The organism is Croceicoccus sp. Ery15 (assembly GCF_020985305.1).
Classification (GTDB): Bacteria; Pseudomonadota; Alphaproteobacteria; order Sphingomonadales; family Sphingomonadaceae; genus Croceicoccus.
Window position 1 is genome coordinate 25,327 of sequence record NZ_CP087588.1, and the last position, 23,788, is coordinate 49,114.

Below are 23,788 nucleotides of genomic sequence, written 5' to 3' on the forward strand. Positions count from 1 at the left end.
ATCAGGGCTTTTTGCGGCTGCCGGGTTTTTCAGCGGGAATCGCGGCCAGTTCGGCAGGCACTTCGTCCTCGGCATAGGTCGGGAAAGAGAGCGAGACGAGCGCGTGATAGGGAATGTCGAATTCCACCTCGCCGCCCGAACGGTCGACCAGCGAGCAAATGCCCACGACCTTGCCGCCCGCTTCCTCGACAGACTTGATCGCCTCGCGGCTGGAAAGGCCGGTGGTGACGACATCCTCGACCATCAGGATTTTCTCACCCGGCTGGATGTCGAATCCCCGGCGCAGTTCGAAGGTGCCGGTGGGCCGTTCGACGAAAATCGCGTCGACCTGCAGCGCGCGGCCCATTTCATGGCCGATGATGATGCCGCCCATCGCCGGCGAAACGACCTTGTCGATCTTGCCGCGCAGGTCGCGGGGCAGGGCGGCGGCCAACGCCACCGCCAGCCGTCCGGCGCGGTCGGGGTTCATCAAAACGCGCGCGCATTGCAGATAATGGGCACTGTGGCGACCCGAAGAGAGCAGGAAATGCCCCTCGAGCAGGGCGCCGGCAGCGCGGAATTCCGACAGGACTTCGTCTTCGTTCATCTTTCCTCGTCCAATTGCCGCAGCCGGTGGGCGCGGGCGTCCGGTGAAGCCGCCCTAGATAGAGGGACGGAAAAAAGGCGCCTGCGACGGGTGCGAAACGGGTGGTCGCCAGATGGCGAACTGGCTGCGGATTGCAAGCTTTATCAAAAATATCCCCTAGAGGTGCTTGAGGCAGCCCGCAAGCGCGCGTATAGGCCCCCCCAAGCCGCGCCCCTTCGGGCGTGGTCGATGGTGCGTTTCTGCGCCATTTGCGTGGGGCATGTTCCGCGCTTCAGTTCAGTCTATCCGCCGTCTGGCAGGGGCATCGAATGCCTTGTCAGCGGGTGGGAAACGGGATCAGGGAAAGCGATCTTGACAGTGATGGGAATCCGCCGCGCAGCCGAATTCGTCACCTTGGCGGGCGCCGCGTTGATGGCATCTGCGGGCACCGCGATGGCCGCCGCCGCCGAAACCGCAGCCCCCGTGGTGGAAGCCGCGACAGGCTATGTTCCGATGAAGCCAACCGAGGGCAAGGGCATGCCCACCCCGGGCGCCATCGGGTTCCAGGACCAGTATTCGCCGATCGGCGATTACGGCGAATGGATGCACAATGCGGTGCTGATGCCGATCATCACCATCATTTCGCTGCTGGTGCTGTTCCTGCTTATCTGGGTCGTCGCCCGCTATCGCGCCAAGGCGAATCCCAATCCCTCGCGCACCAGCCACAACACACTGATCGAAGTGATCTGGACGCTGCTGCCCGTGCTGGTCCTGCTGGCGATTGCGGTACCTTCGATGCGTTTGCTGGCCAATCAGTACGAAACCGCGCCAGAGGGCGCGCTGACGGTAAAGGTGACCGGTTACCAGTGGTATTGGGGTTATACCTATCCCGATTACGGCGGGTTCGAGGTCATCTCGAACATGATGCCCGAGGATGAAGCGATTGCGAATGGTGAGCCTGCCCAGTTGGCGGTCGACAAGCGCATGGTCGTTCCCGCGGGCGTTCCGATCCGCATCCAGACCATCGGCGCCGACGTGATCCACTCGTTCGCGGTCCCCTCGCTCTGGTTCAAGCTGGACGCCGTGCCGGGCCGCCTGAACGAGAAGGTGATGTTCATCAAGGAACCGGGCGTTTATTACGGCCAGTGCATGGAACTGTGCGGTGCGCGTCACGGCTATATGCCCATCGCGGTCGAGGCGCTGCCTAAGGACGAGTTCGAACAATGGGTTCTTGAACAGCCGGGCGGCACGCTGGGCGAAGAGGCAGAGGCGGCTCCTGCTGCCGAGGATGCGGCAGTCGAGGGTGCTGAAGAAGCGCCCGAGGGCGAGGGCGAAGCCGCCCCCGCCGCCGCCTGACAGATTTTACGGATAGGGTACCAAGAAGATGGCCACCACCGCCCCTGAAAGCTTTCCGGTCCACGAGGATGCGCATCACGCGCATGATGCGGATCACAAGCCGCCGTTCTTCCAGCGCTGGTTCATGTCGACGAACCACAAGGATATCGGCACTCTTTACCTGATCTTCTCGATCTTCGCGGCCATTATCGGCGGCGGCATTTCGGGCATCATGCGTATGGAGCTGGCAGAACCCGGCATCCAGTATCTGGGTGCGGTTCACGAGTTTCTCGGCGGTGCAGCCGGCGATTTCGATGGGTCGTTGCACCTTTGGAACGTGTTGATCACGGCGCACGGCCTGATCATGGTGTTCTTTGTGGTCATGCCCGCCATGATCGGCGGTTTCGCCAACTGGTTCGTCCCGATCATGATCGGCGCGCCCGACATGGCGTTCCCGCGCATGAACAATATCAGCTTCTGGCTGACCTTCATGGGCTTCTGCTCCCTGATGATGAGCGCGTTCATGCCCGGTGGCACCGGCATGGGTGCGGGCACCGGCTGGACCGTTTATGCCCCGCTCTCGACCACCGGTTCGCCGGGGCCTGCGGTGGACTTCGGTATTTTCGCGCTCCACCTTGCGGGTGCGGGCTCGATCATGGGTGCGATCAACTTCATCACCACCATCTTCAATATGCGCGCGCCGGGCATGACCCTGCACAAGATGCCGCTGTTCGTGTGGTCGGTGCTGGTCACGGCCTTCCTGTTGCTGCTCGCGCTTCCGGTGCTGGCTGCCGCCATCACGATGCTGCTGACCGATCGTAATTTCAACACCACCTTCTTCACACCTGCAGGTGGCGGTGATCCGATCCTTTACCAGCACCTGTTCTGGTTCTTCGGCCACCCCGAAGTGTACATCATGATCCTGCCGGGCTTCGGCATCATTTCGCAGATCATCTCGACCTTCAGCCGCAAGCCGGTCTTCGGCTATCTCGGCATGGCCTATGCCATGGTCGCCATCGGCGTCGTCGGCTTCATCGTGTGGGCGCACCACATGTACACGGTCGGCCTGTCGGTGAACGAAAAGATGTATTTCACGGCTGCCACCATGGTGATCGCGGTGCCGACTGGCGTGAAAATCTTTTCGTGGATCGCGACGATGTGGGGCGGCTCGCTGCGCTTCACCTCGCCGATGTGGTGGGCGCTGGGCTTTATCTTCCTGTTCACCGTCGGCGGTGTGACGGGTGTGGTGCTGGCCAATGGCGGCATCGACGACAATCTGCACGACAGCTATTACGTGGTGGCACACTTCCACTACGTGCTTTCGCTGGGTGCGGTGACGGCGATGTTCGCGGGCTGGTATTACTGGTTCCCGAAGATGTTTGGCGTCTGGCACTCCGAGCTTCTGTCGAAGCTGCAGTTCATCGTCTTCTTCGTGGGCGTGAACACGCTGTTCTTCCCCATGCACTTCCTGGGCATGAACGGCATGCCGCGTCGTTACCCCGACTACACCCCGGCTTTCGAGCTGTGGAACATGGTGGCGACCCGCGGTTACGAGATCATGGCGATCAGCATCGTAATCTTCTTCGCCAACATCCTCTACGCCATCATCGTGCGCAAGAAGGCAGAGGGTAACTATTGGGGTGAAGGTGCGACCACGCTGGAGTGGACGCTGTCCTCGCCGCCGCCGTTCCACCAGTTCGAAACCCTGCCGGTGATCGACGACAAGGCAGGCGCCGCGCACTAAGCGCCCGCCTGACGGCAAATGCCCAAAGCCTTGAGCCAAGGGTAAGAGTATCAGGGGGGCGTCGATGGTGCTGCGGCTCCGCGACGTCCCCTTGCTGATTTTTCCGCGCTTCATTCGTTTGAACGGAATTCTGGACTATCATGGCAAGCATGATCCAAGCCGATGACAATATGCAGCAGGGCGTGGCCCTGCCTGCGGACTGGCGCGATTTCGTCGCGCTGACCAAGCCGCGCGTGATGTCGCTGGTGGTGTTCACCGGCCTGTGCGGCCTGTTGGCGGCTCCGGGCAGCATCCATCCGGTCATCGGTTTCACTGCCATCCTTTGCATCGCGCTGGGCGCGGGCGGGGCGGCTGCGATCAACCAATGGTACGAAGCGGATATCGACGCGGGCATGAAACGGACCGCGTCGCGCCCGATTCCCGCGGGCAGGATGGACCGCGAAAACGCCCGCGACTTTGCCGTCGCGCTGTCGGCCGGATCGGTCGTTGTCATGGGGCTTGGCGTCGGCTGGCTGGCGGCGGCGCTGCTGGCGGTGTCGATCGTCTATTACGCGGTCGTCTATACGATGTGGCTCAAGCCGCGCACGCCGCAGAACATCGTCGTTGGCGGCGGCGCGGGCGCGTTTCCGCCGCTGATCGGCTGGGTCGCGGTGACGGGCGATATCACGCTGATGCCGGTGCTGCTGTTCGCGATCATATTCATGTGGACACCGCCGCATTTCTGGGCGCTGGCCTTGTTCGTAAAGACCGATTACGCACGCGTCGGCATCCCGATGATGCCGGTTGTCGCGGGCGAGGTTTCGACCCGCCGCCAGATCCTTGCCTATGCGATCGCGCTTGCGCCCGTGGCTCTGGCGCCATGGTTTGTGGACGGCGCAGGGATTGTCTATGCCGTCAGCGCGGCTGCGCTGACTGCGCTGTTCATCGCGCTGTCTGTTCCGGTCGGCCTGCGCCGCGCGCAGCCCGATGATGCGATGAAGCCCGAGAAGCGGCTGTTTGCATATTCCGTGGTCTATCTGTTTGCGCTGTTCGGTGCGCTGGTGGCGGACCGGTTGCTGGCCAATGCAGGGGTGATCGCGTGACCGATAACGAGACCGACGCCGAAAGGGTGACCCGCCAGATCCGCGCCCGTCAAAAGAGCAGGAACATCGCGCTCGGGCTGTTCCTTGGCGGGCTGGTGGTGCTGTTTTTCATGCTCACCATCGTTCGTTTCCCGACAAGCTGATCCCGCGGGGAGGATATCATGGCCCAGACATTCGCATCCATTGCCGAACAGACCCAAGGCTCGCGCAATACGCGTACGGGCCTGATCTTTCTGGGTGTCGCATTGGCAATGCTGGGGATGGGATATGCCTCGGTGCCGTTGTACCGGCTGTTTTGTCAGGTCACCGGAATCGATGGCACCACCCAGCGCGCGACAGAGGCGCAGGCTTCCGAAATCAAGGCGACCGGTCAGCGTATTTCCGTGCGATTCGACGGTAATGTGACGGCGGGCCTGCCGTGGTCGTTCCGTCCCATGCAAACGACCAGCGATGTTCTGATTGGTGAAAAGTCTCTCGCCAAATACGAGGCGCGCAATAATTCGGCTCGCAAAGTGACTGGCACTGCTATTTTTAATGTCAGTCCCGTTCAGGCGGGTAAGTATTTCAACAAGATCGAGTGCTTCTGTTTTACCGAACAGACGTTAATGCCGGGGCAGCAGGTTGAGATGCCGGTGATCTATTACGTCGATCCGGCGATACTGGATGATCCTGATACCAAGGATATTCAGCAGATAACACTCAGCTACAGCTTTTACGAAAGCGAGCGGCCCTAGGGTCTAACGCGAAGGTTATCGGGATTAGCGGCGTAAAGCCTCTGGACCATACGGGGTCTGCTGGCTAAAGCGCGGCGCAAAGGTTTGGGTTTTGCTAGAGGGCGCAGCCGCCCTCTTACGCGATCAGTAAGGGAAGACACGCGACAATGGCCGGCACCAAGAACCACGATTATCACATTCTGCCGACCGATCCCTGGCCGTTCCTCACCTCGCTTTCGGCGCTGGTGATGACGACGGGGCTGGCGTTCTTCATGCACGACTATCCATTCGGCACCTATCTGCTGATTGCCGGTGTCATCGGCCTGCTGATCTCGATGTTCAGCTGGTTCGGCAATATCATCAAGGAGGCGCATGCGGGCGACCACACGCCGGTGGTACAGTTGCACCAGCGCTATGGCATGATCCTGTTCATCGCTTCGGAAGTGATGTTCTTTGTCGGCTGGTTCTGGGCCTTTTTCGACTTCTCGCTGTTCCCCAGCACTCTGGCCGAATCGGTCGGGGGCGTCTGGCCGCCCGAAGATATCCACGCCGTGATGGATCCGTTCGATCTGCCGCTGCTGAACACGCTGATCCTGCTGTGTTCGGGCACCACGGTGACCTGGGCGCACCACTCGCTGATCCACGGCGACCGCGAAGGGCTGAAACAGGGCCTGTGGCTCACCGTCATTCTGGGCGTGCTGTTCAGCGCCATTCAGGCCTATGAATATATGCACGCGCCGTTCCCGTTTGGTGAGAATACCTATGGCTCGGTGTTCTACATGGCAACGGGCTTCCACGGCTTCCACGTGATCGTCGGCACCATCATGCTGATCGTCTGCCTGATCCGCGCCTACAAGGGCGACTTCACGCCCCGCCAGCACTTCGGTTTCGAAGCGGCAGCGTGGTACTGGCACTTCGTCGACGTGGTATGGTTGTTCCTCTTCATCGCCGTCTATATCTGGGGCGGTTGGGGTGCGCCCATCCATTGATAGGCTGATGGCTGGGTCCGGACATTGACCGGCCTTGACCAGAAGGGGGGCGAAGATGCGTCCCCCGACCGCGGTGTACCCGCGGGCGGTACCCGTTCCGATTGCGGCGAAGGCCCCGATGTTGGTGCCGCACTGCGCGGTGCGGTGCGCGGGGAATGCCCGCGTTGCGGCGCAACCACCTTATTCGAAGGCGGACTGCCTGCCGGCTGGGTCCGCTTTGCCGCGAAATGCGGCTCCTGCGGGCTGGACTATGCCCGTTTCAATGTGGGCGATGGTCCGGCCGCTTTTCTGACACTGATTATCGGCACCATCATCACCGGTCTGGCGATCTGGCTCGATCTGGCGGTCAATCCGCCGTTCTGGGTGCATGTGATCCTGTGGGTGCCGCTGACGGCGATCATGGTGATGGGCGGATTGCGCGTGGCCAAGGGGTTGCTGCTGATCGTGGAATACCACCGCGATGCGCGGGAAGCGGGCGGGCGCGATCCGGACGATCGATGAAACGCCTGCCGCTTATTCCGACCATTCTGGTGCTCGGTGCCGTTGCCGTGATGATCGGCCTTGGCGTGTGGCAGATCCAGCGCGCCCAGTGGAAGCACGCACTTCTGTCCCGCTATGCCGCTGCAGCGCAGGACGACACGCCGGTCGCATGGCCGTTGTCGCCCGACCAATTCGAACCGGCCTATTATCGCCGATCCGCCTTCACCTGTGCAGAAGTTACGGGCCGCAACGCCATTGCGGGCCGCAATGCCGATAATGCTTCGGGCTGGGTCCAGATTGCCCGCTGCCGCACGGCCGAAGGGAATGAGGCTGCGGTGCAACTTGGCTGGACGCAGAACCCGCAGCCCGTCGACTGGGCTGGCGGAGATGTCACGGGCCGCATCACCCGTTATGGCGAGGGTGTACGGCTGGTCGCCGATCCGCCGCTGGCCGGGCTTGCCCCCAATGCCCCGCCCGATCCGCGCGAACTGCCCGATAACCATATGGCCTATGCGTTTCAGTGGTTCTTTTTCGCGATCACCGCGCTCGTCATCTATTTTCTGGCGCTGCGGCGTATGCGCGGGAAATCGGGGCAATAGGGGCTCTGGCCCGCTCTGTCTTGCCTTGACGCGCCAGCGGGGCTAACCGCGCGCCTCATGGATTACATCAGCACCCGTGGCAGCGCAGCGCCGCTCGAATTCCGTTCGGTCACGCTCGCGGGCCTTGCCAGCGACGGCGGGCTTTACGTGCCGCGCGAATGGCCGCGCTTTTCGGCCGATGACATTGCCGCGATGGCGGGGCTTCCCTATGCGGAGCTCGCCGCAAAAATCATGCAGCCCTTCGTCGGCACCTGCATCGCGCCCGAACGCCTGCTGGAACTGACGACGCAGGCCTATGGCCGTTTCGCCCACAAGGCCGTGACCCCGCTCACCCAGTTTGACGAGCGGAACTGGCTGCTCGAACTGTTTCACGGGCCGACCCTGGCGTTCAAGGACGTGGCGCTGCAACTCCTTGGCCTGCTGTTCGAGGAATTCCTGAAGGACAGCGACCAGCATCTTACCATCGTCGGCGCGACCAGCGGCGATACCGGCAGCGCCGCGATCGACGCGGTGGCGGGGCGCGCGAAGATCGATATCTTCATGCTGCACCCCAAGGGCCGCGTGTCGGAAGTGCAGCGCCGCCAGATGACCAGCGTGATCGCGCCCAATGTGCATAATATCGCGCTGGAAAACGCCAGTTTCGACGATGCGCAGGCCATGGTGAAGCGCATGTTCGCCGACACGGCGATGACGGGTCGTTTCCGCATCACGGCAGTGAATTCGATCAACTGGGCGCGGCTGATGGCGCAGGTCGTGTATTACTTTGCCGCCGCGATCCAGCTGGGCGCGCCGCATCGCAAGGTCGCCTTCAGCGTGCCGACGGGTAATTTCGGCGACGTCTTCGCCGGGCATGTGGCCGCGCGCATGGGCCTGCCGGTCGGGCAACTGATCGTCGCGACCAATGTGAACGACATTCTGCACCGCGCTTTGTCGACCGGCGATTATTCGGCGCATGGCGTTACGCCCACGGAAGCGCCGTCGATGGACATTCAGGTGTCGTCGAATTTCGAACGGCTGCTGTTCGATGCGGGCGGGCGCGACGGGGTGGCGCTGGCCGAACAGATGCGCGGGTTCGAGGAGTCGAAGGCGATGCAACTGACCAATGCGCAACGCGAAGGGGCCGCGAGCCTGTTTGCCAGCGCGCGCGCCGATGCTGACCAGATGCGCGCCGCGATGCGCTGGGCCTATGACAATTGCGGCAAGGTGATCGACCCGCATACTGCAATCGGCTTGTCCGCCGCGCTGGAGGCCGATCTGCCGCGCGACGTGCCGGTCGTAACGCTGGCCACTGCCGATGCCGCCAAATTCGCCCCCGCGGTCGAGGCTGCCATCGGCGTGTCGCCTGTGCTGCCGCCGCGCATTGCCGATCTGATGGATCGTGAAGAGGCCTGCACCGATCTGCCGGGCACTTACGAAGCGGTCGCCGAGTTCGTGGCGGCCAATGCCACCGAAAGCCCTGCCTGAAACCGCTATGGCGCAACTGGTCGAACTTCCCCAATTGCTGGTCGGCGAGGGCTGGGCGGATTACGCCCTGCTCGATAGCGGCGAGGGGCGGAAATTCGAGCAATATGGCCCCTATCGCTTTATCCGGCCCGAGCCGCAGGCGATGTGGAAGCCGCGGCTCGGCGATTGGGACGCCCATGGCGAATTCGTGCCCGGTTCGGACGAGGATGGCGGCGGGCGCTGGCAATTCACAAAGCCCGTCCCCGAAAATGGCTGGCCGCTGACATGGCGCGAGGTGAATTTCACCGCCCAGTGCACGCCGTTCCGCCATCTGGGCTTCTTTCCCGATATGGCGCCGGTGTGGGACTGGATGGACGGCATGCTGGAGGGGAAGAGCGACCCGCAGACGCTGAACCTGTTCGGCTATACCGGCGTGGGTTCGCTGTCGCTGGCGCGGCGCGGGTCGGTGGCGCATGTCGATGCCAGCAAGAAATCGGTGGCGCAGGCGCGCGACAATGCCGATGCCAGCGGCATGGGCGATGCGCCGGTCCGCTGGCTGGTGGACGATGCCGCCAAATTCGCCGCGCGAGAGGTGCGGCGCGAAAAACGCTATGACGGCATTATCCTCGATCCGCCGAAATTCGGGCGCGGACCGAAGAACGAGACGTGGCGGATCGAGGAAAGCCTTGCCCCGCTGATCGCTGATTGCCGCCAGTTGCTCGATGCCGATTCGCGCTTTCTGTTCCTGACTGCCTATGCCGTGCGGATGAGCTCGCTTTCGCTGGCGGGGCTGCTGGACGAACAATTCGCCGCGCTGCCGGGCCGGATCGAACATGGCGAACTGGCCGTGCGCGAGGCTGCCGTCCCCGACAGCGAGACGCGCCGAATCCTGCCCACCGCCATTTTCGCGCGCTGGGCCAATGATTGAGGGTCATGCTGTGAACGATTCCCTGATCCTTGAAGTCGATGACCTTGTGGTGGACGTGCTGACCGGCATTTATTCGGAAGAAACCGGCAAGCCGCAGCCGCTGCGCATTTCCATCGCCGTCGAACTGGCCATGCCGGAGAGGTTCGAGCCAGACACGCCGCTGGACGCCAGCAAGAATTACATGGACCTGAAATTCGCCGCGACGGAGGCTTTGCCCCCCGGTGTCCATTTCAAGCTGATCGAGGCGGTGGGCGACCACATCTGCGATAGCCTGTTCGTGCAGGATGCGCGGGTGAAATGGGTGCGGGTCAAGATCGTGAAGCTGGCCATTGCCGAGCATGACGAAAAGATCGGCATGACGCTGACGCGTCATCGCAGGTGACGGCGGCGATGGACGGCAAGGCGGTTTTGCAGGTCGAACTGGGCGGCGCCGATCCGCTGGCCGCCGCGGCGGTGTTCCACCAACATCATCTGCCTCGCGCCGTCGAATTGCTGGGTCGCGGTTGCCGGTCCATCGTGCTGCAATTCGAATATGCGCCGGAAAAGCCGCACCGCTGGCGGAAAGAGGCAGTCGCCGCGCTGGCCCGCGCGGCGGTTCCTGCGCGGGTAAACGGCGTGGCCCCCGCATCCGCAACGCCGGATGATGATGCGATTGCGTCGACAATCGCATTTCTGCACGCGAACGAAGGCGTGACCGGTCAATTGCTCCTTGCGGGAACAGGTGATCCGCTCTGAACACTTGGCGGCGCATGAACGCTCTGGCACAATGCATTCGATGAGCACTGGACAGCACAAACCTCTGGTCGATGGCTTCGGTCGCCACATTACCTATCTGCGGCTGTCGCTGACGGATCGCTGCGATCTGCGCTGCACCTATTGCATGCCCGAACGCATGACGTTCCTGCCCCGCGCCGAGGTGCTGACGCTGGAAGAGGCGCATCGCATCGCGCTCGCCTTTATCGACCGCGGCGTCACCAAGATCCGGCTGACCGGCGGCGAGCCGCTGGTGCGGCGCGACATGATCGATCTGGTGCGCGCCCTGGGACGTCGTATCGGGGATGGTCTGGAAGAGCTGACGCTGACCACCAATGGCACGCAGCTGGCCGATTTCGCCGATGATCTGGCGGCAGCGGGCGTCCGGCGTGTGAATGTCTCGCTCGACACGCTGGACCGCGCGATATTCGAACGTCTGGCCCGGCGCGACCGGCTGGACGCGGTGTTGCAAGGAATCGACGCCGCGCGCGATGCGGGGCTAAAGGTCAAACTCAACACCGTCGCGCTGAAGGACGTGAACGAGCAGGAGATCCCTGCCATGGTCGAATGGGCGCACGGGCAGGGCCATGACATGACCCTGATCGAGGTGATGCCGCTGGGCGAGGTCGATGGCGAACGGATCGACCATTACCTGCCGCTGGATGCCGTGCGCCGCGATCTGGAGGCGCGCTGGACGCTGACCCCTAGCGGACATCGCACGGGCGGGCCTTCGCGCTATGTCAATGTGGCGGAAACGGGTGGCAGGCTGGGCTTTATCACGCCGCTGACAGGCAATTTCTGCGACGGCTGCAATCGCGTGCGGCTGACCGCGACGGGCCAGCTTTACGCCTGCCTTGGCGGGCGCGAGCAGGTCGACCTGCGCGCCGCCGTGCGGTCTGCCGATCCCGATGGCGCAGTGGCACAGGCGCTGGATACGGCGATGGCGATCAAGCCCGAACGCCATCATTTCGCGATCCGCAAAGCGGGTGAGGCACCGGCACTGGCCCGCCATATGTCGGTCACCGGCGGATAGGTCCGGTCCCTATGTCGCTGACGCTTCTGTTTCTCGGCAAGCTCGAGGATGCGGCGGGTGCGCCCGAATTGTCGCTCGACATCGAACGCCCGCTGACCCTGTCGGAGATTGCCGAACGGCTCGAACCGCGCCTTGCGGTGGCGATATCTGCCGCCAATGTGCGTATCGCGCTGAACGGGTCGCTGGTGGGCGCGGGCGCATGGAGTGCGAAAAGCGGCGACGAGCTGGCCTTTCTGCCGCCCGTCAGCGGCGGTTGAGTGCCCCATGATCCGCGATGTCCGCCTTGCCCATGCGGGTTTCGATCCGGCGCATGAATTACAGCAATTTACCGCGCGTCAGGATGCGGGCGGCGTGGTCAGTTTCCTTGGCAAGGTCCGCGCCGAAGGGGGCGCCGCTGCGGTACAGGCGCTGGAACTGCGCCATTACGCGCCGCTGACCCTGTCGGGGATGGAGGAACTGGCCATGCGGGCAGAGCGCCACTGGCGCCTTACCGGCCTGCTGGTCATCCACCGCGAGGGGCGGATGGTGCCGGGCGATCCCATCGTACTGGTCGCATGCGGCGCGCGTCACCGCCGCGATGCGTTCGAGGCATGCGACTTTCTGATGGACCATCTGAAGTCCGAAAGCTGGTTCTGGAAGCGCGAGAAGACGCCGCAGGGCTGGCACTGGGTCGAACCGCGCGAGCAGGACCGCGAAGACCTGTCGCGCTGGGCGCATATCGCCTGATCAGCCCCTCATTAGCCTCATTGCCCCATCGGCGCCGTCAGCGCCTGCAACGCGGCGTCTTCCTCTGCGACCAGCGCAGCCACTTCCTCGCGCGCGGCGGCAATTTCGGGCAAGCCCTGTGCCGCGCCCGTATCGGCGGCGGTCACTGCGCCCACGGCCAGCATCGAATCAAGCTCGGCCAGCGCGAACATTGTATCGCTGCGCGCCGATTCGACATCGCTGATCGCGACAATGGCATCGGACCAGCGCGTGCTGCCCTGCGCCGCTCCCCTGGCTGCATTGGCGCGTGCCCGCGCGGCGCTGGCGCGGCGCAGGAAAACAGCATGCGAGGCGCTGGCCTGTTCGCGCAATTCGGCGATCCGGCCGTTCAGACCTGTCGGAAGGGGCGCGGGCGCGGCGGGGGTCGCGATATCGGGTTCGACGGGCGAAGCATTGCCCTCCACCCGTTCGACATCGCGCCTTTCCAGCGAGGGATAGCGCGAATCGCTGGCGCAGGCCGACACGATCAGCGATGCGGGAATGGCGACAAGGAAAAGGCGCTGTGCAATCATCACCGCGCCTGATAGCAGCTTGGAAGCGATCCGCCAGCCAAATGGCAGCGGGGAAACAGGTCGGGTGGCGCAGCCCGCCGGACGCCCCTTTCCAATTGACAGCGGCAGTCATTGCCAGTAACGGGCACCGCTCAATCCGGCATCCCGTGCTTTTGCGCGCTGTAATTGCATTGGGCCGGAATAATCGTCCGCAGATCGGCACGGATACAACATCGGCGCATTGACGTCGGGTCGTGGCTTCGCGGCAGAACAGACAGGTTTGAACATGTTCGCAATCGTGCGCACGGGCGGCAAGCAGTATCGCGTTGCCGCAGGAGACAAGATCGCGGTCGAGAAGCTGGCGGGTGAAGCCGGCGACAAGATCGAACTGGGCGACATCCTGCTCGCAGGTGAAGGCTCGGACCTCAAGGACGCCTCGAAGGTCAAGGTTTCGGCCGAGATCATCGCGCAGGCAAAGTCGGAAAAGGTGATCGTTTTCAAAAAGCGTCGTCGCCACAACTATCGCCGTCGCAACGGACACCGCCAGCAGATGACCCTGCTGCGTATCGTGTCGGTCGGCTGAACCCAAAGTAGGAGCACACAACCATGGCACATAAAAAAGCAGGCGGCTCCTCGCGCAACGGCCGCGATTCGGTTGGCCGTCGCCTTGGCGTCAAGAAATTCGGTGGCCAGGACGTGGTCGGCGGCAACATCATCGTGCGTCAGCGCGGGACCAAGGTTTACCCCGGCGTGAACGTCGGCATGGGCAAGGACCACACGCTGTTCGCCCTGACCGAAGGCAAGGTCCGCTTCCACGATGGCAAGCTTGGCCGTAAATTCGTGTCGGTCGACGTGCTGGCGGAAGCCGCCGAGTAAGGGATAGATCCTAGCGATAGGCCGTCCCTTTAAACGGACGGCCCCGCCGGCACAGACCGGCATGAAGGGAGAGGGCCACGCGGCCAGTCTCCCTTTTTCGCGTCGGTTTTGCGGGTTGGCAGGGGCGTCGGCGGTACCCGCCACAGGTCATCGTATTTAGGGAACCCGATCAAAAACAGATGGTTAACGCCCATGGCCGGGCACGGCATCTGGACAGCACGGCCAAATTTTCATGGCCGGTATCACCATATTGAAACGCGGCAGGCCTAGTGGCTCGACCGCGCCATTAGGGAGCGGAACCTTGTTTATCCGTAGCGACAATCTTTTCCTTCGGCCCGCATGGCCCGAAGACCGCGACAATCTGGACCGTGCGGGCGTTCCCGCCACGAACGATCCCCTGCGCCCCAACGATCTGGCGCATGGGCTAATCGTGACCATGCCGTCGATCGGGCAGGACCGCATTGCCGGAACCGCCGGTTTCGTCGCGCGCGGCGGGCGGTGGCAGCCGCGTATCTGGCTGGCCCCTGCGTTCCGTCACCTTGGCCTGTTCGATGAGGTTGAGGAGGCGATGTTCACGCTTATGGCGCAAATGCCAGACCCGTCGGGCCCGAGTCATATTCCGGCAATGGAATTGCAGGCAGCGTGAACTGCACGGGCGCAAGCGAAAAACGCAAGCGCAACTATAGCATAGTTAATTGTTACCGTTGATAATTTTGTGTATCAGCGGAAAGGGTCGCGCTTTAACAATTGAAATCCGGTGGCAACAAGAAAACGACTAAGCCAGGAAGACAGCCAGCGTGCCGCGCTGGAAGCGGCACGCGAACTGCTGATTGAATCGGGTCCGCAATCGCTGACGCTCAAGGCCGTGGCGGCGCGGATCGGGCGTACCCATTCCAATCTTCTGCATCATTTCGGCAGCGCGGCGGGCCTGCAAAAGGCGCTGGCGGGTTTTCTTGCCACATCGATCTGCGAGACTATCGCCAAGGCGGTCGCCAAGCGGCGGGCGGGGCAAGGCAGCGCGCGCGAGCTGGTCGACCTGATCTTCGATGCGTTCGGGCGCGAAGGGGCCGGTGCGCTGGCCAGCTGGACCATGGTATCGGGCAATCGCGATACGCTGGACCCGATCTTCGACACGATCCACGCTATGGTTGAGGAACTGGGACCCGAAGGCGAAGACTGGCAACGCGTGCGCGAAGTAACGATGGTGATCGTGCTGCAGGCGCTGGGTGATGCGACTATCGGCGATTCGCTGGCCCAGTCGCTAGACCTGCCGCGCGAATCGGCGCGCGATCTGGCCACGCGGCAATTGATCGCCATGCTGCCTCGCGGAGAGAGCGTTTAACTCTTCGCGGGCGTCTCAGTGCCTTCCGCATTGTCCAGAACAAGCCAGCCGGGCCAGAGTGCCGGATCGGTATCGGCCACGCGGACATGGTCGACCGCCACCCCCAGATCGTCATAGGCGACGCGGCGGCGCGCCTCGTCGCTTTGCGCGATGGGCAGCACCAGCAGGCGGCGGTTCACTTTCTGGCGCCAGTTCATGCGGGCGGTGTTTTCCTGCCCGATGTAACAGCCCTTGCGGAAATTCACGCCGTGCAGTTCGGCGGCATTGCATTCCAGCCAGAGTGTCTGGTCGAAACCCAGCTCGCCGCGCCCTTCGGTCACGCCCAGTGACAGGCGATGCGCGCGATAGGCATCGTCGGCGCCGGGGCCGTCCGATTGCTCTGTCGGTAACAGCCAGCGCTGACCCAGCGCGGCAAGACGTGGATCGTCGGCCCCGCCGTCGCCGCGATGGCTGTTCCAATGCACTTCGACCGCGGGATCGACGGCAATCGCGATCTTGCGGCGCAGGCGATAGAGCGAGAGTTTGCGGACCAGCTCGTCCGCGTGATCGCGTTCGCATTCGATCAGTAAATCGTCGCCACTGGGCCAGACGAAAAAGTCGAACAGCACCTTGCCCTGTGGTGAGAGCAGCGCCGACCATACGGGCAGCGCGGCGGTGACATCACTGGTGACCAGCCCTTGGAGAAACTCGACGACATTTTCACCCCCACCATCGCCTTCACCCGTCAGCCGGATGATCGCGCGATCGTTCAGGCGGGTGATATCGTGGCGAGAGGGCGTGTCGGTCATGGGCTGCTGTCCTTTTGCCGGTCCGGCGCAATGCGTGTCTGACCGATGTAGGGACGACCCGCGCAAAGATAAGCGTTTGTGCGCGATTTCCTGTCAGGCAGGCAGCTGGGCGCGGCGTCGGGCGCGTGTGCGCAGCAGCAGGTCTGCGCAGAAAATGGCGATGGCCGTCCAGATGATGACGAAACACACCAGCCTGACGGGATCGAGCTTTTCGCCCAGAACCGTCAGCCCCAGCAAAAAGACGATCGTCGGGGCCAGAAACTGCACGAAGCCGAGCGTGGAGTAATCCATCCGCCGCGCCGCCGTCGCAAACAGCAGCAGCGGGATCGCCGTCCACAGCCCTGCACCGAACAACAGGGCATGGCCCGCCAGATCGCCGCCCACGCCATTCGTCGCGGCGGGTGCCAGCGCGATAACGCCGACTGCCGGAACGGCAAGGATCAGCACTTCTACCGTCAATCCCGGCAATGCGCCAACCGGCACGCGCTTGCGCAGCAGGCCATAGGTGGCAAATGTCAGCGCCAGCATCAGGCTGATATATAGCGTATCGAGCGCCTTTGCCGCCAGAATGGCAACGCCGATGCCGGCCACGCCGACCGCCAGCCATTGCATGCGCGTCAGCCGCTCTTTCAGGAAAATCGTCCCCAGCAGCACATTGACCAGCGGGTTGATGTAATAGCCGAGGCTGGCTGCATAGAATGCACCGCGCTGCACGGCGATGATATAGACGATCCAGTTGGTGCTGATCAGCAGGCTGGACAGTAGCAGCACGCCCAGAATGCGCGGATTGGTCAGCGCGGCCTTCACCTCGGCGATCTGCCCGCGCAGCGCGATGGCGACGGCGCAGACGGGAATGGTCCAAAGCGTCCGCCAGCCAACCAGCGCAAACGGGTTCACTGCGTTCAGCAGCACCAGATAGAGCGGCAGGAAACCCCACAGCGTATAAGCGCCGAGGGCAAATGGAAGGCCGCGCGGGGCAGGGCTCTCGGTGGTCGGAACGGGCGAAGGGCTGCTCATGATTCCGCGCGCCTAGAGCGGGCCGGACGCGATGCAAAGCCCAAACGTTTGCAATCTGCGACAAGCCGTTCAGAAAAGTGGCATTCTTTCTGAAAATAAACGGGCCATTCTGCAAGTGTTCATTTTCACAAGCCTAATTCTGAACTCACACCGCCGAGGCATCCAACCGACGCGGACCGGAATTGAAGGAGAATGATAATGGCCCAGTTTCTGAAGCTTCGCACGATCGCCCTTGCGGCTGCCGTTCCCGCCATGGCCCTTTCGGCACCTGCGGCACAGGCAGCGGCTTTCCCCGTACAGGCCCCGCAGGCGCAAACCTCGCAGATCATGACAGTCAGCGATCTGAACGCCGACCTCGACCGTCGTTACAAGAACCGCGATCGTTATGGCCGCTATGATCGATACGACCGGTATGACCGCCGCGACGAGCGTCTGCGCCGCGACAGCCGCGTCTGGCGCGGGAATGACGGCCGCTATTACTGCAAGAAGGAAAACGGCACGACCGGTCTGTTGATCGGCGGTGCGGTGGGCGGTCTTGCCGGCCATGAAATTGCCAAGGACAAGACGCTGGGCGCGATCCTTGGTGCGGCGGGCGGTGCCCTGCTGGGCCGCGCCATCGACAAGAGCGATGCCCGCTGCCGCTAATCGTTAACCTGATTGAGAGGAGGCCGCGTCCCGCATGTCGGGGTGCGGCCTTGGCCGTTCTGGCGACTTACTGGTGAAGCCCGACTCCGATCATCGCCCGCGGCTGGTCAATCTCGGCCGAGGCGACGGGATAGTTGCAGTAATCCACCGCGTAATAGGCGCCCGGTCGGTGGTTGCCCGATAGGCCCACCCCGCCAAAGGGCGCGTTCGACGATGCGCCATTGGTCGGCCGGTTCCAGTTCACGATGCCCGCCCTGATCTCGCGCCAGAACCGGTTGTACAGTTCGGGCGTGCCGCCCAGCAGCGATGCGGACAAGCCGTAACTGGTGTTGTTCGCTTCGGCGAGTGCAGCCTTGAAATTCGACACGCGGATCACCTGCAGCAACGGGCCAAACAGTTCCTCGTCGCGCCTGCCGTTCATATCGGTAACGTCGACAATGCCAGGGGTGAGGAAGGGCAGGCCTTCCTTCAAACGCTCGACCGGACGGATCACCCGGCCGCCGCGCGACACGATGCCGTTAAAGCCGCGTTCGACGATATCGGCGGCAACATTGTCGATCACCGGTCCCATGAAGGGGGCAGGCTGGTCAAACGGAGCGCCCACGATGATGCGGTCGACCAGCTTGGTCAGCGCCTCCATCACCGGTTCGTACATCGTATCGCGCACGATCAGGCGTCGTGCGGCGGTGCAGCGCTGTCCTGCAGTGGTAAAGGCCGATTGCACGATGGTCGCCGCCGCATCCTGCAGCAGCGGCGTATCCCACACGATCAGCGGGTTGTTGCCGCCCATTTCCAGTGCGGTGATGACGCCCGGCCGTTCGGCCAGCGCCTTGCGGATGGCGACGCCGGTATGCGACGATCCGGTAAATAAGACGCCGTCGATGCGCGGATCGGCTGTCAGCGCGCGGCCTTCCTCCGGTCCGCCCAGCAGCAGTTGGACCACGTTTTCGGGAAAGCCCGCTGCCTGGAAATAGCTGACGAGCCGTTCCCCCACCGCCGGTGTCTTTTCCGACGGCTTGAACACGACCGTATTGCCCGCCAGCAGGGCCGGAACGATATGGCCATTGGGCAGATGGGCGGGGAAATTATACGGGCCCAGTACGGCCATCACGCCATGCGGCTTGTGACGCAGCGCGCTTTTCGCGCCCATCGCCCCTTCGCTGGCGCGATTGCCCGCACGTTCGGCCTGCGCGGCGATAGAGATATCGACCTTGCCGATCACCGCCTGCACTTCGGTTTCGGCTTCCCACAGCGGCTTGCCGGTTTCGCGCGCGATCAGCTTTGCAAGGCTGTCGGCATCGGCGCGAACCTGATTGGCGAAACGTTGCAGCAATTCGATCCGGCGCGACATCGGCTCTGCCGACCACGACAGGAATGCAGTGCGCGAACGATCGAGGACGAGATTGCGATCGCCCGGTTCGCCGTGCCAGAAAATCTCGCCGCTGGCGGGTTCGATCGAGGTCAGTTCGGTGGTCAAGTTGGCTCCGTCGAATGCGTGCCGGGGATATGCGGCGCAAGCTCTAACCCATTGCCGAGGCGCTGACCAGAGCAGCGTAGTTTCGATCGAAACGGGTTTTGGGTTCGGCAGATATGGGGCCTTTGACCGTTTTGCCAAGCCTCTCACCGGGCCTTTCGGCAAGCACTCGCGTGGCGTCAGTTCACATTTGTCCCGCCGCCGCGGGGTATCCCACAGGCGCGGGGCCGTGCGCGTCGCCCATGCGGCGCTGCGCGGCGACGGCGGCATTGAAACCCGTCCAGTCGTCATTGCGGTCGATGCCCGACCAGACCGCTTCCATCTCTTCGATCACCATCGATTGCGGCGTGTCGCCCTGCCAGTATTCATGCGTGTCGGTCACGCGCGGCACATCGGCCAGCAGGCGGGTGAAATCCTCCACCGCGCCGGTGCCCGACAGCGAACCCTGCCGCGCGGCGAACAGGAAACGGTCGGGCTGCATTCCGCTTTCGCGCATGCCGCGTTCCGCTGCCTCGACCACGGCTCCCGCATCGTCGGGATGGGTTGCGGTCCAGATCGCGTCCACCCCCAGTCGCCAGCCGAAGCGGCGGCGCACGGCGGCGGTGTAAAGCTCGGGAAACCGCTCCAGCGCGGCGACCAGCGGCGGTGCTTCGCAAATCGGGCGCAGCGCGATGGCAAGCTGCGCGCAATTCCAGTGGATCGCCTCTGCCTGACGTCCGAACGCATAGAGGCCCGAGTGGTCGAAATAGGCGGCGGTGAACGCAGGGTCCCAGCGCGGCAGGAAACGCCACGGGCCGTAATCGAAACTTTCGCCCGATATATTCATATTATCGGTGTTGAGCACGCCATGGACAAAGCCCGCGCTGGCAAAGGCGGCGGCCATGTCGGCCAGCCGTTCGACCACCAGATGCAGCAGGCGAACCGGCGGCAGGTCGCGATCCGGCGCATCTTCGGGCGGAGGCGGGCCGGGATATTGCGCCAGCGCATAATCGGTCAGCATTGCCAGATGATCATGCTCTTCCAATGCGGCAAGGCGCTGGAAGCTGCCGATGCGGATGTGCCCGTGGCTAAGCCGCACCAGAACCGCCGAGCGCGTGGGCGAAGGCTCGTCATTGCGGTCGAGCTGTTCGCCCGTTTCGATGACCGAGAATGTCTTGCTGGTATTGACGCCCAATGCTTCCAGCTGTTCGGTCGCCAGCACTTCGCGCACCGCGCCTTTCAGCGTCAACCGGCCGTCGCCAAAGCGCGAATAGGGTGTCTGCCCCGACCCTTTCGTGCCCAGATCGAGCAGCCGGCCCGCGCCATCGCGCATCTGCGCGAACAGAAACCCGCGCCCGTCGCCGATATCGGGGTTATAAGTGCGGAACTGGTGCCCGTGATAGCGCAGCGCCAGGGGCTGCGGCAGATTGCCGTCCAGCGGCTCGAAACAGGCGAAATGGCGGGTCCAGCCCGCATCGTCCAGCCCGTCCAGCCCGACCGCATCGGCCCAGCGCCGGTTGCGGAAACGCGTGATCGCCTGCGGAAAAACGGCCGCGCGCACCGGATCGGCGATCCAGTCGGCAATTCCCGTAATGACAGGGTCGGGACGATAGGGGGAAGGTTGCGGAATGCCGCTCATACCGCGATAGTGGGGTGCGGCCGCGTCCGGCGCAAGGTGCGGCATCCGATTGCGTTCAGAACAGGGTATCAGACACGTGGACCACAAAGCCGGCGGGTCGCCGAAAGAGCAGGCCGAACCGCAGACAGAATTATGGCAGGACGGCTGGTGGGAAAGCGCCGACGGGCTGAAACTGCATTACCGCGATTATCCCGCGCGCGGCGGTGACGCGGCTGCTTTACCCGTTATCTGCATCCCCGGCCTGACCCGCAATGCCCGCGATTTCGAACAGTTGGCACAGGATCTGTCGTTCGAACGCCGCGTGATCTGTATCGAACTGCGCGGACGCGGCGAAAGCGAATATGCGCGCGATCCGGCCAGCTATGTGCCGATGCAATATGTCGCCGATCTCGACGCATTTTTCGCGCAGACCGGGATCGAGCGGGCGATCTTTTTCGGCACTTCGCTGGGCGGGATCGTCACCATGCTGTCGGCCCTGTCATCTCCGCAGCGGATTGCGGGGGCGATGCTGAACGATATCGGCCCGGTGATAGAGCGCGAGGGGCTGGACCATATTCTTGAATATGTCGGCCACGGGCGCAGCTTTCCCACATGGATGCATGCCGGCCGCGCGTTGCAGGAAGTGCATGGCGCGGTCCATCCGTCATGGGGCATCGAACAATGGATCGGCTTTGCCAAACAGCTGATGGAGCTGAGCGGCAGCGGCAATATCCGTTTCGATTACGACATGCGCATCGCAGAGGCTTTTGCGACTGGCGGCAATCCGGCGCATGATTCGTCGATCATCGGATCGGCCGATCTGTGGCCCGCCTATGATGCCTTGCAGGGGCGACCCGTGCTGGTCGTGCATGGCGAGACATCGAATATATTGTCGGGAACCGTGGCGCGCGAAATGGTCGGGAGTATCCCGAATGTGGAACTGGTGAGCGTGCCCGAAACCGGCCATACGCCCACGCTGAATGAACCGCATGTGCGGCAGGCGATCGACCGCCTGATCGCGCGCAGCCACTGACCCGCCGGATAACACCCGTTTTATGGCCAAGAAGATTACCGTCTATCGCAAGCTGCGTATCCTGCATCTTGGGCTGGACCCCGTTGCCGCGCCGTATAGCGGCGATCTGATCCGCGCGCTTTCGGGCGGGAAATTCCAGTTTATCGAACATCACGGCCCCAATGCCGACGACGATATCGCATCGCGCCTGCAACTGTATCGCCCCGAATTTCCCGTGCTGGACGGCGGGGCGGGACCGGCAAAGCTGAACCGCATGGCGCGGCAGATGCGCGGCTATGACCTGATCGTCACCCATGGCGAGGCGGGCTTTCCTGCGGCGATGGCGCACAGCCTGTTCGGGGAAGCGCTGAAACTGTCGCCGCTGATCCATTATCACCACGGGTTGAAGGGCTTTGCCGGCGGCGCGGTCAAGCGGTTTAAGCGCAAGCTTGGCTTTTCGCGAACGCAGGCCGTGGTCGCCCCCACGCCTGCCGCCGCGAACGAGATTGCCGCGAACTGGGACGTGGGCGGAAAAAGGCTGCGGATTGCGCTGCCGGTGTTCGGGCGCGAGCCCAAGGCTCCGCGTGCCGATGCGATTCCGGGCCTCGTCAAGCGCAAGGACGAGGCGTGGATCGGCGTGCGTGCCAGCGATCTGCTGCCCGATGCCGATCCGCTGCTGCGCCGCCTGCGCGATCTGGGCGACGAATGGCGGCTGGTCGCGTTCGGCAGCAAGGAGGACACGGTCCGGCTTACCACCCTGTGCGCCGAGATGGAGGTGGCAGACCGGCTGCTGACCAGCCAGCGCCTGTCGGGGCCGGAAGACCGGGCAGGGCTGTTCGATCTGTTGCTGGCGCCCAAACCGCCCGCCAAGGGCGGCGACATGCCGCGCGAGCCGTTTCTGGCGGCTCCCGCGGGCGTGCCGCTGATCGCGGCGGGCAGCGAACTTGGCGCGATCCTGCCCCCTGAGCAGGGCGATTACGTCATCGGCGCAGGCAGCGGGCAACTTGCCGCCATGGCCGAGGCGATGGTGACGCTGGCAAGGGACGAGGTGAAGCGCAAGGGGCTGGGCAAGGCCATGGCGGGCTTTGCCGCCAACCACCGCGATGCTGCCGATCACCGCGCCCTGATGGCGGAACTGACCGGCGACGGCAGGCTTTACCCCTGACGATCGGCGCACTGCCGGACTGTCGCGCCTGTGGACGGTTTCAGCGCCCGTTCAGGCGCGAACCGCTTTGGCGTTGAAAAGCCCCCGTCCGGTCCGTAAGACCCCGCAATCCCGGCGTATGGGCCGGAAACCCTATCCTGTTCGAAAGGCCGATCATCGTGGCGCTTAGCCCAACCAGTCCCGAAAATGCCGTCGACAAGGCCGCGCAGCGCCAGCGGGCGCAAGAGGATGTGTTCCGCCGCGAAGTGGACGAGGCTGTCCGGCAGGACACGATTTCGGGTTTTTTCCGCAAATGGGGCAAGCCGCTGATCGCCATCACCGTGCTGGCGCTGGCGGCGCTGGGCGGCTGGTCATGGTGGCACCACAAGACGACAAGCGAGGCAGAGGCCGACGCGGTCGAACTGACGCTGGCGATCGACCAGCTGGAAGCGGGCAATCTGTCTGCGGCCGCCGAAAAGGCCGCTGGCCTCACGGCAGAGGGCACGCCCGCTGCCTATCGCGTTCCCGCCCAGTTCCTTGCCGCCGCTGCCGCGCAGGAAAAGGGCGATAATGCGCAGGCCGTGAAACTGTTCGACGCGGTGGCGAATGACGCAACGAACCCGCAGCCTTTCCGCGATCTGGCCGCGATCCGCGCCGTCGCCGTCGATTTCGACGCTATGGAGACGCAAAAGGTGATCGATCGCCTGAAACCGCTGGCCGTGCCGGGCAATCCGTGGTTCGGCAGCGCGGGCGAAATGGTGGGCCTTGCCTATGTCGAGCAGGGCAAGACCGAACTGGCCGGTCCGCTATTTGCAGAAATCGCGCGGGACGAGGATCAGCCCGAAACCCTGCGTGCCCGTGCCCGGCAGCTGGCGGGCCTTTTCGGCACGGATGCGGTGGATGACGCACAGGAAATCGTCGAACAGATCGCCGCAGGCGGCGCAGCACCGAACTGATCGCAAGGCGGTCGGTG

General features: G+C 63.5%; 29 protein-coding genes. 23 read left to right on the forward strand and 6 right to left on the reverse strand.

Annotated elements, in window-relative coordinates; all coding sequences use genetic code 11:
- Position 1: 1 nt before the first annotated feature.
- Positions 2 to 586, reverse strand: a complete 585-nt coding sequence (pyrE, locus tag LOZ77_RS00165) for an orotate phosphoribosyltransferase (RefSeq protein ID WP_230280299.1) — start codon at positions 584 to 586, stop codon at positions 2 to 4.
- A 360-nt stretch (positions 587 to 946) separates the two neighbouring features.
- Between pyrE and coxB the strand changes: the two genes are divergently transcribed.
- From coxB to LOZ77_RS00240, 15 genes are all read left to right on the forward strand, one after another.
- Positions 947 to 1,921: a cytochrome c oxidase subunit II gene (gene coxB, locus LOZ77_RS00170; RefSeq protein ID WP_230281933.1), complete on the forward strand. Its 975-nt coding sequence runs from the start codon at positions 947 to 949 to the stop codon at positions 1,919 to 1,921.
- A gap of 28 nt (positions 1,922 to 1,949) precedes the next feature.
- A complete protein-coding gene (gene ctaD, locus LOZ77_RS00175) occupies positions 1,950 to 3,644 on the forward strand; it encodes a cytochrome c oxidase subunit I (RefSeq protein ID WP_230280300.1) in 1,695 nt (564 codons plus the stop codon).
- A gap of 140 nt (positions 3,645 to 3,784) precedes the next feature.
- A complete protein-coding gene (locus LOZ77_RS00180) occupies positions 3,785 to 4,726 on the forward strand; it encodes a heme o synthase (RefSeq protein WP_230280301.1) in 942 nt (313 codons plus the stop codon).
- Positions 4,723 to 4,869 (forward strand): hypothetical protein, encoded by a 147-nt coding sequence (locus LOZ77_RS00185; protein WP_230280302.1) that lies wholly within the window; start codon positions 4,723 to 4,725, stop codon positions 4,867 to 4,869. Before LOZ77_RS00180 ends, LOZ77_RS00185 begins: the two co-directional genes overlap by 4 nt.
- An 18-nt stretch (positions 4,870 to 4,887) precedes the next feature.
- On the forward strand, positions 4,888 to 5,460 hold the full coding sequence (locus LOZ77_RS00190) for a cytochrome c oxidase assembly protein (RefSeq protein WP_230280303.1): 573 nt from the start codon (positions 4,888 to 4,890) through the stop codon (positions 5,458 to 5,460).
- Between the two features lie 146 nt (positions 5,461 to 5,606).
- On the forward strand, positions 5,607 to 6,428 hold the full coding sequence (locus LOZ77_RS00195) for a cytochrome c oxidase subunit 3 (RefSeq protein WP_230280304.1): 822 nt from the start codon (positions 5,607 to 5,609) through the stop codon (positions 6,426 to 6,428).
- A gap of 132 nt (positions 6,429 to 6,560) precedes the next feature.
- Positions 6,561 to 6,929: a DUF983 domain-containing protein gene (locus LOZ77_RS00200; RefSeq protein WP_230281934.1), complete on the forward strand. Its 369-nt coding sequence runs from the start codon at positions 6,561 to 6,563 to the stop codon at positions 6,927 to 6,929.
- Positions 6,926 to 7,507 (forward strand): SURF1 family protein, encoded by a 582-nt coding sequence (locus LOZ77_RS00205; RefSeq protein WP_230280305.1) that lies wholly within the window; start codon positions 6,926 to 6,928, stop codon positions 7,505 to 7,507. Before LOZ77_RS00200 ends, LOZ77_RS00205 begins: the two co-directional genes overlap by 4 nt.
- Positions 7,508 to 7,564: 57 nt before the next feature.
- Positions 7,565 to 8,971: a threonine synthase gene (thrC, locus tag LOZ77_RS00210; protein WP_230280306.1), complete on the forward strand. Its 1,407-nt coding sequence runs from the start codon at positions 7,565 to 7,567 to the stop codon at positions 8,969 to 8,971.
- 7 nt (positions 8,972 to 8,978) lie between these two features.
- On the forward strand, positions 8,979 to 9,878 hold the full coding sequence (locus LOZ77_RS00215) for a class I SAM-dependent methyltransferase (protein ID WP_230281935.1): 900 nt from the start codon (positions 8,979 to 8,981) through the stop codon (positions 9,876 to 9,878).
- A 10-nt stretch (positions 9,879 to 9,888) separates the two neighbouring features.
- Positions 9,889 to 10,260, forward strand: coding sequence for a dihydroneopterin aldolase (locus tag LOZ77_RS00220; RefSeq protein ID WP_230280307.1), 372 nt, complete (start codon positions 9,889 to 9,891; stop codon positions 10,258 to 10,260).
- Positions 10,261 to 10,268: 8 nt separating this feature from the next.
- A complete protein-coding gene (locus tag LOZ77_RS00225) occupies positions 10,269 to 10,613 on the forward strand; it encodes a Rossmann fold domain-containing protein (RefSeq protein ID WP_230280308.1) in 345 nt (114 codons plus the stop codon).
- A 40-nt stretch (positions 10,614 to 10,653) separates the two neighbouring features.
- On the forward strand, positions 10,654 to 11,664 hold the full coding sequence (moaA, locus tag LOZ77_RS00230) for a GTP 3',8-cyclase MoaA (RefSeq protein ID WP_230280309.1): 1,011 nt from the start codon (positions 10,654 to 10,656) through the stop codon (positions 11,662 to 11,664).
- An 11-nt stretch (positions 11,665 to 11,675) separates the two neighbouring features.
- Positions 11,676 to 11,921 carry a MoaD/ThiS family protein gene (locus LOZ77_RS00235; RefSeq protein ID WP_230280310.1) on the forward strand — a complete coding sequence of 82 codons (246 nt, stop codon included), beginning with the start codon at positions 11,676 to 11,678 and terminating at the stop codon, positions 11,919 to 11,921.
- 10 nt (positions 11,922 to 11,931) lie between these two features.
- Complete coding sequence (locus LOZ77_RS00240; protein WP_230281936.1) at positions 11,932 to 12,390, forward strand: molybdenum cofactor biosynthesis protein MoaE; 459 nt, start codon at positions 11,932 to 11,934, stop codon at positions 12,388 to 12,390.
- A gap of 17 nt (positions 12,391 to 12,407) precedes the next feature.
- On the opposite strand, the gene LOZ77_RS00245 is transcribed toward LOZ77_RS00240, so the two are convergent.
- Positions 12,408 to 12,941, reverse strand: a complete 534-nt coding sequence (locus tag LOZ77_RS00245) for a hypothetical protein (protein ID WP_230280311.1) — start codon at positions 12,939 to 12,941, stop codon at positions 12,408 to 12,410.
- Between the two features lie 265 nt (positions 12,942 to 13,206).
- Here LOZ77_RS00245 and rplU point away from each other — a divergent pair, with 265 nt between their 5' ends.
- The 4 genes from rplU to LOZ77_RS00265 all read left to right on the forward strand — a co-directional run bounded on the left by rplU (position 13,207) and on the right by LOZ77_RS00265 (position 15,138).
- Positions 13,207 to 13,503 (forward strand): 50S ribosomal protein L21, encoded by a 297-nt coding sequence (rplU, locus tag LOZ77_RS00250; RefSeq protein ID WP_230281937.1) that lies wholly within the window; start codon positions 13,207 to 13,209, stop codon positions 13,501 to 13,503.
- Between the two features lie 23 nt (positions 13,504 to 13,526).
- Positions 13,527 to 13,796 carry a 50S ribosomal protein L27 gene (rpmA, locus tag LOZ77_RS00255; RefSeq protein ID WP_230280312.1) on the forward strand — a complete coding sequence of 90 codons (270 nt, stop codon included), beginning with the start codon at positions 13,527 to 13,529 and terminating at the stop codon, positions 13,794 to 13,796.
- A 301-nt stretch (positions 13,797 to 14,097) separates the two neighbouring features.
- Positions 14,098 to 14,442 (forward strand): hypothetical protein, encoded by a 345-nt coding sequence (locus LOZ77_RS00260; RefSeq protein WP_230280313.1) that lies wholly within the window; start codon positions 14,098 to 14,100, stop codon positions 14,440 to 14,442.
- A gap of 111 nt (positions 14,443 to 14,553) precedes the next feature.
- Entirely contained in the window at positions 14,554 to 15,138 is a 585-nt protein-coding gene (locus LOZ77_RS00265; protein ID WP_230280314.1) for a TetR/AcrR family transcriptional regulator, read from the forward strand.
- Here the strand turns inward: LOZ77_RS00265 and LOZ77_RS00270 are convergent.
- Positions 15,135 to 15,926 (reverse strand): folate-binding protein YgfZ, encoded by a 792-nt coding sequence (locus LOZ77_RS00270; protein WP_230280315.1) that lies wholly within the window; start codon positions 15,924 to 15,926, stop codon positions 15,135 to 15,137. The genes LOZ77_RS00265 and LOZ77_RS00270 overlap by 4 nt on opposite strands.
- A gap of 93 nt (positions 15,927 to 16,019) precedes the next feature.
- Positions 16,020 to 16,943, reverse strand: a complete 924-nt coding sequence (gene rarD / locus LOZ77_RS00275; protein ID WP_230280316.1) for an EamA family transporter RarD — start codon at positions 16,941 to 16,943, stop codon at positions 16,020 to 16,022.
- 198 nt (positions 16,944 to 17,141) lie between these two features.
- On the opposite strand from rarD, the gene LOZ77_RS00280 reads away from it, so the two are divergent.
- A complete protein-coding gene (locus LOZ77_RS00280; protein ID WP_230280317.1) occupies positions 17,142 to 17,588 on the forward strand; it encodes a glycine zipper 2TM domain-containing protein in 447 nt (148 codons plus the stop codon).
- Positions 17,589 to 17,655: 67 nt separating this feature from the next.
- On the opposite strand, the gene astD is transcribed toward LOZ77_RS00280, so the two are convergent.
- The gene (gene astD, locus LOZ77_RS00285) at positions 17,656 to 19,065 is read right to left on the reverse strand and encodes a succinylglutamate-semialdehyde dehydrogenase (RefSeq protein WP_230280318.1); all 1,410 of its coding nucleotides are present in this window, start codon (positions 19,063 to 19,065) and stop codon (positions 17,656 to 17,658) included.
- A gap of 181 nt (positions 19,066 to 19,246) precedes the next feature.
- The gene (locus tag LOZ77_RS00290; protein ID WP_230280319.1) at positions 19,247 to 20,680 is read right to left on the reverse strand and encodes a protein adenylyltransferase SelO family protein; all 1,434 of its coding nucleotides are present in this window, start codon (positions 20,678 to 20,680) and stop codon (positions 19,247 to 19,249) included.
- Positions 20,681 to 20,756: 76 nt separating this feature from the next.
- Here LOZ77_RS00290 and LOZ77_RS00295 point away from each other — a divergent pair, with 76 nt between their 5' ends.
- The 3 genes from LOZ77_RS00295 (at position 20,757) to LOZ77_RS00305 (ending at position 23,771) form a co-directional block, all read left to right on the forward strand.
- Positions 20,757 to 21,692 (forward strand): alpha/beta fold hydrolase, encoded by a 936-nt coding sequence (locus tag LOZ77_RS00295; RefSeq protein ID WP_230280320.1) that lies wholly within the window; start codon positions 20,757 to 20,759, stop codon positions 21,690 to 21,692.
- Between the two features lie 22 nt (positions 21,693 to 21,714).
- A complete protein-coding gene (locus tag LOZ77_RS00300) occupies positions 21,715 to 22,836 on the forward strand; it encodes a glycosyltransferase (protein WP_230280321.1) in 1,122 nt (373 codons plus the stop codon).
- A gap of 158 nt (positions 22,837 to 22,994) precedes the next feature.
- The gene (locus LOZ77_RS00305) at positions 22,995 to 23,771 is read left to right on the forward strand and encodes a tetratricopeptide repeat protein (protein ID WP_230280322.1); all 777 of its coding nucleotides are present in this window, start codon (positions 22,995 to 22,997) and stop codon (positions 23,769 to 23,771) included.
- Positions 23,772 to 23,788: the final 17 nt, after the last annotated feature.